Below are 11,071 nucleotides of genomic sequence, written 5' to 3'. Positions count from 1 at the left end.
GGGATGAGATACGGGTATAAACCTATGGTGCAGGGTAGCATTTGCTGAATAATATTTTTCCAAACTATAAATTATCGCTCAAATGCTTAGCCCCTACTATCATCTCACCCTTTTAACCGATGACCGATATCTCGCCGATAATACATACCCTCAAAGTTAATACATCTCATACCAGCATATGCTTGAGCTAATGCTTGCTCAAAATTTTCTCCTGTACCAGTGACGTTTAATACTCGACCTCCATCTGTGAGCAATTGTCCGTCTTGTAAGTTAGTACCAGCATGAAATACAATTGCTCCTGCGGCTTGGGCTTCTGCAATTCCTGTGATCGCTTTACCTTTTTCATAAGTCCCGGGATAACCAAGCGCAGCAGCAACGACTGTGGCAGCAGCACCTTGTTTCCAAGCAATTGGCGGCATTTGTGCCAAGCGCTGCTCAATGCAGGCAAGCATTAACTCTTCTAACGGTGTTTCCAACAGTGGCAGAATCACTTGGGTTTCTGGATCACCGAACCGACAATTAAATTCTAAAACCTTAAAATCGCCATCAGGAGTAATCATCAATCCTGCATAGAGTACACCTCGATAGTCAATGTTCTTGGCTCTAAAAGCTGCGATCGCTTTCTCTAATACTTCTTTTTGAACTCGTGCCATTAACTCTGGCGTCGCAATGGGCGCTGGAGCATAAGCTCCCATACCACCTGTATTTTCTCCTGTATCACCCTCACCGATCCGTTTATGATCCTGAGCTGGCAACAATGATCGAATTGTCAACCCATCTGTTAAGGCTAAAACAGAGACTTCTTGACCAATTAAACACTCTTCAATGACGACAAATTTCCCAGCATTGCCAAACTGCCCCCGAAAAATAGCTTCGATGGCTTCAATAGCTTGATCGACTGTTTGAGCAACTGTCACACCTTTACCTGCTGCTAAGCCATCAGCTTTAACAACAATGGGTGCTACATGATCTTTTACGTAAGATTTAGCAGCAGATGCTTGCGTAAATACCGCAGCATGAGCTGTAGGAATTCCTACTTCCTGCATAAAAGCTTTTGCCCAGGCCTTACTCGCTTCTATTTGCGCCCCTGCCCTAGTTGGACCAAAAACCTTGAAGCCTCGTGAGTTGAGGTAGTCTGAGATACCCATAGCCAAAGGTACTTCTGGCCCGACTACAACCAGAGAAATTTTCTCTTTTTGGGCAAACTGACTTATACCCTCAAAGTCATCTATTCCTAAAGGCAAGTTTTGACACTGTGACATACTGGCTGTACCGCCATTTCCTGGTACACATGTAACCTGCTCAATTTGCCTCGATTGCAATAGTTTCCAAGCAAGGGCGTGTTCCCGCCCTCCATTACCTACAACTAAAACTTTCACAGATTTCCTCTTGCGTCCCTTGAAGTGCGAGAATCCTCAATGGCTGCTCGCGGTTCAATTTTTTCACCAATTCTAATACTTATGCAAGTCCAAAGAACAATCTGGAAGAGGAAAGGCAGTCCCGATGAAAAAATTTCACCACCAAGCATGGAAAAACCTCACTCTCTGTTTGGTAAACAGAGGGGAAAGGGGTGAGGTTACTTTCAAGTCAGAGGTCAGAAAGAAATAAAGTAATATTTAATACAGATAAACGAGTGGCAGTTAAGACCTTACAAGCATTAACCTGTGAATATCAAATTAAAAAAATATCCCAAAAATTAGAACACTATGGCTAAAAGTATAGTTACTGGAGCTGCGGGTTTTATTGGCTCTCATCTTGTAGAAGCATTGTTGAAACAAGGAGAAGAGGTAATTGCCATTGATGAATTTAATAATTACTATGACCCTACAATTAAGCGTAAGAACATTGCACATTTGCAAAACTACCCCACCTTTACATTAGTAGAAGGAAATATTCAATTTCTAGACTGGCAAACACTTCTAAAAAATGTTGATGTAATTTACCATCAGGCAGCGCAGGCGGGAGTAAGGGCAAGTTGGGGACAAGGCTTTCGTGCTTACACCGAACGAAATATTAACAGTACTCAAGTTTTATTAGAAGCAGCAAAGGATACTCCTTCTCTCAAAAGGCTGGTATTTGCTTCTACTTCCAGTGTGTATGGTGATGCTGAAACTCTACCTACCCATGAAGAAATTTGTCCCAAGCCTGTTTCGCCCTACGGAATTACAAAGCTTGCAGCCGAACGTTTATGTGGACTTTATCACAAAAATTTTGGTGTGCCATTTGTATCTTTGCGCTATTTCACTGTTTATGGCCCGAGGCAGCGCCCTGACATGGCGTTTCATAAGTTTTTTAAAGCAGTCTTAACAGATGAAGCAATTCCCATTTACGGTGATGGACAGCAAACCCGAGACTTTACTTTTGTCAGTGATGCTGTTGCAGCCAATTTAGCTGCCGCTACCGTACCAGAAGCTGTAGGAGAGATATTTAATATTGGTGGTGGTAGTAGAGTGGTTTTAACAGAAGTTTTGCAGACAATGGAAGAAATAGTTGGACATCCCATCAAAAAGAACTATATAGAAAAAGCAATGGGAGATGCCCGTCACACTGCGGCAGATGTATCAAAAGCACGAAAGATTTTAGGATATCAGCCACAAGTTTCCCTATATGACGGCTTAAGACAAGAATGGCAATGGATACAATCATTTTATTAAAAAACAAGGCAGAAGGAGTCAAGGTTTGTGCCAAAACAACAGCAGCGTGAACGGCTGTCTTGAAAATAGAGTCGGGGATTAACTTAAAAGCAAACCCATAATCTATCGATATGCATCGGTGTGCATCGTGTGCATCGGTGTGCCTTACGGAAGCCTATGGGCGCGTCTACGTTCAATTTTTCGTCCCTTGTTGTAGGAATCGCCGTAAGAGTCTACGCTTGAAAATAGATGCGTAGACGTCCAGAGGGCGGCTTCAAGGTAAAGTAACCCTTTCGGGTGAAAAAAACTTCTTGAACCACTAAGACTCCAAGACACACAGTTCAGTCCGGGCTACTTACTTTTGTGTTTTCTTTTAACTTGGTTACTCAGAAAAACATTAAATTTTTATAAAAATTGAAATTTATATTCTCCAACTCTAAAAGATTACGATATTCTATATAACAATTTCCTAGAAATGGTAGATGTCTCAATCCTGTAAATTTTGCTGTTATTCAAAAATCTACCGTTAAGCCCTTGTTTCTATGGGTTTGTCAAATAATGCACACATGTTGATGAAAAAACGAATAAAATCATACTATCCTTTCCCAGCTATATTATCTATGCTTGGAAGAGGTGCAATTTTTTGATATAAGTGTCTGCAAAGGTTGGTAGTCACAATTAAACTTTTTAGTGGTGATTACCGTACAAAACCGAATTTGATAGCAACTAAGTAGAGTTAGTTATGATATATTTAAGAAGCTAAGACTAGCTTTACCAAAGTACTCAACTCTACGGATCGGCAATAGTTCCGAAATGGAAAGCAGTTTTGACTAAGCATTTACCAAACCAAATCTGAATTGAAATTCATTCGAGGTTATGATTCAGCAAGTAATTCACCCAATGGTGAAATTGCAGCGTAATGTGCAATCACTCGTAGACTCAAACATTATCAAGCCAACTGATAGTATCTGGAAAATCGCTCTGCTGTTCGGTAACGAATGGCAGTATTGGAAAAAAGAATTATTGGATTTTGGATTTAATATGCAAGATCCTGTGAGTGATCTATTAGCAGTAGAGGCTTGGGACGAAGAGTAGGCATAAGAGTTGTTTGTTGGTAGTTGTTTGTTGTTGGGAATCACAACTAACTATCAACAATCAACAATCAACTCTTTTTTATTGACAAGCTGCTAAGGCAACAGCTAAGTCCTTCGCTGTTTGATAGCGATCGCGTGGCAATGGTTGGGTAACACGATTAATAACTTCTGCTAGTTTGGGGGTAATAGTGGGGACTTTTGTCAAATCAAACCGAAAGCTTCGCCCTTGCTGGCGGTAAAACTTGAAAGGATTTTCACCACTAAGCAGATAAATGAGTGTTGGGCCAATGGCATATAAATCAGATTGAGTGAGAGGTTGTCCCCGTTCCTGTTCGGGAGCGCAATAACCTTCGGCACCAATCCGAGTACCGGGTGCAGTGCCAACAATTTCTTTCACTGCGCCAAAATCTAACACAACTATGCCATTATTTGAATTCCGCACCATCAAGTTTGCAGGTTTGATATCGCGGTGAATTAGCGGAGGTTCTTGGCTATGCAAATAGTCTAAGATGTCACAAGTTTGGATCATCCAAGCGATCGCTTGAGATGGAGTCACGGGTCCTTTGTATAAAATCAATTTTTCTAAATCCTGGCCATGAACTAATTCCATCGCCAGATATCTTTTTCCTCCTTCCTCAAAAAAATCGTAATATTTGGGAATGCCTGGATGGTGAAGAGATTTGAGAGTGTTGGCCTCTCTTTCAAATAGTTCACGGGCCTTAGCAATTTTGGCCATGTCAGCATTCATTTGCTTCAACACCAAAAGCTGAGGCTGTCCGCTGATTTTTCCAGTTTCATCCCAAGCCAGGTAGGTCGTACCCATACCCCCCTGTCCCAGTGTCCGCAATACCTGATAATCGCGAATGGTTTTAAGGACAGTCAGGGGTTGACCACAATGGATACAAAACAGATTATTAGGGGAGTTTCCTTCGTGGGTACAACTATTAAGCGAGTATGTTGGCCTGTTTTGCACCCTTGTCTGCTGAATGTGAAACTTGAGGATTGGGCCTCCCCGCGCCAATTGCAGCAGCGAATCATTTGGTACAGGACTTTGAGTTACCAGCACACCATTAAGAAAAGTACCATTTGTACCTTTACTAATCACCTGCCAGGAACCGCCATCATAACCAGAACTGATTTGTCTGAGTTCAAGATGGTGTCGGGATACAAGAGTATCGGTCAAAACGACATGATTATCCGCCGAACGACCAATCCGAATCACGGACTCGTCTTCAAAATGCCACTCCTGGAGGGGCGTTTTTTGTTGCGGTTCTAACAGGGTCAGAATAACCACATTACAAAGTAACTAAGGGAATGGGAATTGTTGGTAGTTGGTAGTTAGTAGTTAGTAGTTGATTGTTAATAGTTGATTGTTGGTAGTTGATTGTTTATCCAAACAACAAACAACCAACAACAAACAACAAACAACACTAACCATTAACCATATTTTGACTATCTAAATTAGGGCGTACTTTTGCCCTAATCAGTACAATGGTGATGTTGTCATGACCATTGTAATCGTTTGCCAAATCAATTAAATCCCTGACGCCAGTTTCCAGGTTAGCACCGGAACTCAGCAGCGGAAGTAAATGAGTTGAACAGCGAGTTTCTAGTAAATCATTATCCGATAAACCGTCCGATGCTAAGATAAACAGCGTATCTTCAGCAATATCCAAAAACTGCACATCGGCAAAAATTGAGTGTTCATCACGGGGACCAAGGGCTTGTGTGAGTTGGTATGCATCTGGTCGGGTATATGCCACACTAGGCTCTACTCCTCGCGAGATTTCCCTTTGCCCAACTTCATGATCTACTGTTATTTGTTCTAAGCCTCCCTTGCGAGTCAGGCGATAAAGGCGACTATCACCTACATGGGCTACAGCGGCTTGAGTATCTTGGATTAACAGCATCACCAAAGTCGTACCCATGCGCCCAACGCCAGAACGGGCATCTTGTTGATTAATATTGTAAATTGCTTGGTTTGCTTGTCCTACTGCTTCACGGATTTGCTCTTCTGTAGGTAATTTATTATCGACCCAATGAGTTTGAAAGTATTGTTGTACAGTGTTAACAGCCAAGGCGCTTGCTACTTCTCCACCAGCATGTCCACCCATACCATCACAAAGAATATACAAAGCACGGGCTTGGACATTGCGGCTAGTGGGCAATTCCAGCTTAGTGATTTTGGTATCAATACCAAAGTAGTCTTCATTATGATGTCGTTGACGCCCAACATCGGTAAGTCCAGCATGTTCTAAACTGATTAGCTGCATTGGTAGGACTACCGTCGGCATATCATCATTTTTTGAGGCATTGTCTTCCGGTTCACCTAATTGCAGAATAGTTGGTGAATTGGTAGCTAAGTTGACTGTTGAAGTTACATCTGAGTCATCGAAACTAGAAGTTGGTTGCAATTCTGTAGCGATCGCTTGCAAACTAGACTGTAACTGCAACAAATTATCAATCTTGCCTACTTCCAAATCCGTCAAAAGTTGTAACAAAGAACCAAATTGTGTACGCTGAGACTCCCTAAAAAGTTTGTGCCAAACTTGGGCTAAAGCTTGAATATTTAAGACATTTTCAATTTGCTTAGGTGTGTTATTTTCTTCCTGAGTCAGGATGTTACCAGTACTACTTCGCTGGGACGGTGACACATATAACATTTGTAACGCCACTGCTTGGTCTTCATCCAACCGCAGATTCGATAAATCCAAGAGACTGTGACAACAATTTAGGGGTTCTAGCAGCGCCCAAAGTTGGGTCATCTGATAGAAGCAGTTGATCATTTGTAGACAACTAGTTGATTCATCGCGCCATAAATCTAGCAAGTACTTCCAATCAGAACGGTCTTCAATGAGTACCACCTGTATGTTTTCGTTTTGCCATGCATCGTGAATTGGCGGTATACCTTGATGAGTATAAGCTGCTAGAGCAACATATGCTTTAGCAGAAGCAGGAACACCACCAGCCTCCATCGCAGGCGTTACTAGTCCCTGATGCTGATTAGCAATCATTGCTTCCAGAGGAGAAACCTGATAAGGCAGACAATCTAAAACTCGTACATACACTTGAGTATGAGGCGCTAAATCTGCCAAGTTTGGCAGTGGTTGTAGCAATTGATAGCGCTTTTGCTCGTCTAAGTAGGGATCTTCTGGTAGAAGAGATGGCACAGAAGTAGAAACGGAGACTACCTGAGGTGGCGATGTGGAAGCATTCTGTGCGCTACCACCTATCTCCTTCTCTGTTTCATTCAAGTTTACTTCTGTTACTTCTAAATCTCCTACCTTGGTAATAATTGCCCACCAAACTCTGCCACATTCAGCACCGCAGTTATGACACTTTTGTGCATCCACAGGCACTTGGGTATCACACTGTGGACAGAACTTGTGGGTCAGGGACGCCCCACATTTTTGACAGAATTTGTTGGAAATGGGGTTTTCAAATTTACACTGAGGGCAAATCAGCATTGTGGAAGTTCCTTAATTCCCGCTCCAAGGTGCTTGTGGCTACTACGCTCAAAGTGCCACAATCGGCAGCCCCTGCCTATAGTAGACCTACAAATGATTGTAGTTTCACAAGTGAGTTTTTGTGGCAGTCTTAATTTTTACGCATATTAGTCAAATATCTTGTACTTCAGCAAGTCAACTCCTCACAATAACTTGCCATTAAAATAATCTTAAGCAGCATATTACAACACATTTCTTTAAATTTGGTAATTGGTAATGGGCAATGGGTAATTAAGGTACTGATGATTGTCCTATGCCCCATGCCCAACGCTTTATGCCAATGGAAGTTGCATAGTAAAACAAGTACGATTTGACTCACTTTCTACCTTAATAGTTCCCCCCATGTACTTGGTGAGTTTTTGTACCAATGCTAAACCTAATCCTGTACCTCCCTGTTTCCAAGGATCGTTACTGGGAATGCGGTAAAATTTGTCAAAAATGCGTGGCAATTCAGATACAGGGATTTCTACACCATCGTTACTGACCTGAATTTGCATGAAATTAGCCTTTGACTGAGCAGCAATGATAATTTCTGCACCTGGAGGACTAAATTTACAAGCATTTGTCAACAGTTCTATTAAAATACGTTCCAAGCTAAATTGATCGCAAATGAAACTGGGAAGGTTATCAGCTATCCTCAGCTGTAAATTATGTAAAGAACAGTTGCGGTTGCGTGCTTGAAATAGTTCCACCACCTTTTTTAACCATTCTTGGACTTGAATAGTTTCTAATACTAAGGGTTTGGCAGTTGTATCCAGACGTTGCAAATCTAAAAAGTTATTAATCAGATTGATTTCTCGCTCACATTCATTGTTTAAAATTTGGAAGTAACGAGCCACTTTTGAGCGTTCTGCATGGGGTTTTGCCATTTCTAAGAGCAAGTTTTGCTCTTGATTAAGCGCAATTCCCAGCATTTGTATTGCCATTTTCATGTTGGTGAGTGGTGTCCGTAGTTCATGAGAAACCGTACTGAGAAATTCATCTTTGAGGCGATTAAGGCTTTCTAATTCCTCTAATTGTGCTTGTATAGCTGTTTGGCTTTCTTTAAGAGCAACTTCCGCTAATTTTCGCTCTGTGATATCTATGGCTGAACCGATATAACCAGCAAAGTTACCACTGGGAGTAAATCGAGGCACACCAGTATTTAAAATCCAACGATATTCTCCATCTGCACGCTTGAAGCGATATTCTATCTGAAACTTCGTGCGTGTATTGAAGGCTGCTTCGTAGGTTTGCGTACAGAAATTTTTATCTTCAGGATGTACTTCTTCTAGCCAACCCAAACCTTGCTCTTGCTCCTGATTGCGTCCAGTAAATTCCAACCATGATTGGTTAAAAAAGTTACATAATCCCTGAGAGTCAGCCATCCACAACATTACAGGTGCGTTATTGGCCATAGTGTGAAAGCGCTGTTCACTTTCTCGCAAGGCATCTTCCGAAAGCTTGTGAGCAGTTATATCTTCACAAACTATCGAAATCAATGGATTTTCCTTTTCAGGATACAGTACCCTGGCCACTACTTTTACCCATTCCATTTGACTGGCAGGGCAGTTTAAACGCAGTTCTAGGTTGACAATTTCGTTTTCTTGTGCATCCTCAAATAACATCATTAATGCATGAGATAACCTTTGCTGTTCTGATTGAGCGAATAAATTCACAACAGACTGTTGTATTAGTTCTTCTGGAGAATAGCCAAGACTAGTAGCACCAAATTTATTGACAGATAATATTACTCCATCTTTATTTATTGTTAAGTACAAACAAGGTGTATTTTCATACAACTTCCTATACCATAACAGTTCTTCTTGGGTACGACGCCAGGCTTCTGCCGTGCAATTTTCTACTTCGGAGGTTCTTTCTGGTACAAGTTCCAAGCGTGCAGGTGTTGCAGAAACCATATCATGTTGTTGTTGGCAAGCGTGATGCCAGCTAGATGGCTGATTAAGGCTCATAAGACTTATAAGCTTGCACCCAAGCACTGGTGTTAACTAAGGAGGTCAAAAAGAAAAGAACATTATACTGCTTATAGCGTAATTTCCGTGTAAAAATCTAATAAAAACTTATATTAAGAAGAATACAGGGAACAGGGAACAGGTTTTTTCATATTTAGTGGTGAAATTGTTTCATCGGGACAGCCTTTGTTTGTGAGGCCTTTTGCTTTCTTGAGGAGCGATTTGAAAAAGTTAAGTTATGCAGTGACTTTATTTCCTGTTGTGTCAAATCACGCCACTGGCCTGGTTGGAGATTATCTAAGTGTAAGTGAGCGATCGCTACTCGCACCAGTCGTAAAGTCGGAAACCCCACAGCCGCCGTCATTCTCCGTACTTGCCGATTTTTTCCCTCAGTCAAAACCATCTCCAGCCATGCTGTCGGTACATTCTTACGAAATCGAATCGGCGGGTCGCGCTCAGGTAAGATTGGTTCTGTTGACAACAACTTTACCTTCGCTGGTCGAGTGTGGTAATCCTGAATTATGACACCTGCTTCTAATTTTTGCACAGCAGCAGCATCAGGAATCCGTTCCACCTGCACCCAGTAAGTACGTTCATGTCCAAACCGAGGATCACAAAGTCGATGTTGTAGTTGTCCGTGATTTGTCAATAACAATAAACCTTCACTGTCCCAGTCCAAACGTCCCACCGGATACACATTAGGAATAGAAATATAGTCTTTTAATGTGCTACGAGTAGGAGTATCTTGAGTAAACTGGCACAAAACTCCATAGGGTTTGTAAAACAAAATGTATCGATAATGATTTTTCATTGGTCATTTGTCAATTGTCATTAGTTGATTGTTGGTTGTTGGTTGTTGGTTGTTGGTTGTTGGTTGTTGGTTGTCTTCGTTGTCTTTCTCCCCATCTCCCCACTGCCCCTAATCCCCACTCCCTGTCGGTCGGGGGCCGGTGAGTTCCCCATTGCCCCCCAACCCCACAAAGTGGGGACCCCTAGCCCCCCATCTCCCCCTAATCGTCTCCACATTGACAGAATCGATAGGGGTTTAGGTATTTCAATCAAGACAATAGAGTGAGAAGTGAATTATGACAAGTTCCAAGATGTGGCGTCGGTCTTTTTTATTGTTGGCTGGTGCTTTCTTGGCAAAAAGCTCATCGCTAGTACTACCTGCTACAGCTCAAACTGTAAAAGTCAACAAGGGTGAGATCAATGGCATTTCTTTTTATCGGGCGATTATTGACCTGACTGACCCTCAAACATTCATCACTATTGGTTTAGCAAATAATGCACCTTTTGCTAATTCGTCAAGGCGTAGTAGTGGTGACGAAGAATTTAGTAAGATGGTAGCCCGTCATCACGCTGCCGTTGTCACAAGTGGCACATTTTTTGCTAAAAGTGGCAAGAAAACTGTTATGGGTAACATGGTAGCTGGAGGAAGATTCCTCAAGTATAGTAAGTGGGAAAATTTTGGTACTACCTTGGGTTTGCGAGCAGGAAACAAACCTGAAATGATCACAGCACGGGTTGATGGTAAACCCAAATGGAAAGAGCATTGGTTTTCAATTACTTGTGGTCCGAGACTGCTGAGACATGGAAAAATTTGGCTCAAACCAAAGTTAGAAGGCTTTAAAGATCCTCACGTATTGGGTGTAGCTACACGGGTAGCGATTGGATATCCTGCTAGTGGTAAAAAGCTAATTTTAGTTAATTTTAATGATCGTTTGACTTTAGAACAAGAAGCAAAAGCGATGAGAGCAATGGGTTGTTACGAAGCCATGAATTTAGATGGAGGAACATCTAGAGGTTTTGCTGCTCACGGTAACATCCTAGTCCCTGCGCGCCGACGTCTGACAAATGTGATTGTGGTTTATGACTGGAGTTTAGAC

9 protein-coding genes are annotated in these 11,071 nt (G+C 41.9%); 3 read left to right on the top strand and 6 right to left on the bottom strand.

The window, feature by feature from the left end:
* Positions 1-104: 104 nt before the first annotated feature.
* A complete protein-coding gene (gene purD, locus UYI_RS0110505; RefSeq protein WP_016866622.1) occupies positions 105-1,379 on the bottom strand; it encodes a phosphoribosylamine--glycine ligase in 1,275 nt (424 codons plus the stop codon).
* Between the two features lie 327 nt (positions 1,380-1,706).
* Here purD and UYI_RS0110495 point away from each other — a divergent pair, with 327 nt between their 5' ends.
* On the top strand, positions 1,707-2,654 hold the full coding sequence (locus UYI_RS0110495; protein ID WP_016866620.1) for an NAD-dependent epimerase/dehydratase family protein: 948 nt from the start codon (positions 1,707-1,709) through the stop codon (positions 2,652-2,654).
* An 855-nt stretch (positions 2,655-3,509) separates the two neighbouring features.
* Positions 3,510-3,728, top strand: a complete 219-nt coding sequence (locus UYI_RS0110490; RefSeq protein WP_009459095.1) for a DUF4327 family protein — start codon at positions 3,510-3,512, stop codon at positions 3,726-3,728.
* 78 nt (positions 3,729-3,806) lie between these two features.
* Here UYI_RS0110490 and UYI_RS0110485 read toward each other — a convergent pair whose 3' ends face one another.
* The 5 genes from UYI_RS0110485 to UYI_RS39630 all read right to left on the bottom strand — a co-directional run bounded on the left by UYI_RS0110485 (position 3,807) and on the right by UYI_RS39630 (position 10,148).
* The gene (locus UYI_RS0110485) at positions 3,807-5,021 is read right to left on the bottom strand and encodes an FHA domain-containing serine/threonine-protein kinase (RefSeq protein ID WP_016866619.1); all 1,215 of its coding nucleotides are present in this window, start codon (positions 5,019-5,021) and stop codon (positions 3,807-3,809) included.
* A gap of 136 nt (positions 5,022-5,157) precedes the next feature.
* Positions 5,158-7,194, bottom strand: a complete 2,037-nt coding sequence (locus tag UYI_RS0110480) for a serine/threonine phosphatase (RefSeq protein WP_016866618.1) — start codon at positions 7,192-7,194, stop codon at positions 5,158-5,160.
* A 311-nt stretch (positions 7,195-7,505) separates the two neighbouring features.
* Positions 7,506-9,185 (bottom strand): sensor histidine kinase, encoded by a 1,680-nt coding sequence (locus UYI_RS0110475; protein ID WP_026085876.1) that lies wholly within the window; start codon positions 9,183-9,185, stop codon positions 7,506-7,508.
* Between the two features lie 154 nt (positions 9,186-9,339).
* Entirely contained in the window at positions 9,340-9,996 is a 657-nt protein-coding gene (locus UYI_RS0110470) for an rRNA large subunit pseudouridine synthase E (RefSeq protein WP_016866616.1), read from the bottom strand.
* 20 nt (positions 9,997-10,016) lie between these two features.
* The gene (locus UYI_RS39630) at positions 10,017-10,148 is read right to left on the bottom strand and encodes a hypothetical protein (RefSeq protein ID WP_268742159.1); all 132 of its coding nucleotides are present in this window, start codon (positions 10,146-10,148) and stop codon (positions 10,017-10,019) included.
* 122 nt (positions 10,149-10,270) lie between these two features.
* Here UYI_RS39630 and UYI_RS0110460 point away from each other — a divergent pair.
* Positions 10,271-11,071: phosphodiester glycosidase family protein (locus UYI_RS0110460; RefSeq protein WP_026085875.1), on the top strand; the 801-nt coding region annotated here is incomplete at its 3' end.

This window comes from Fischerella muscicola PCC 7414 (genome assembly GCF_000317205.1).
Lineage (GTDB): Bacteria > Cyanobacteriota > Cyanobacteriia > Cyanobacteriales > Nostocaceae > Fischerella > Fischerella muscicola.
Note: the sequence above shows the minus strand (reverse complement) of the source record. Positions and strands in the feature narration are given on the sequence as shown.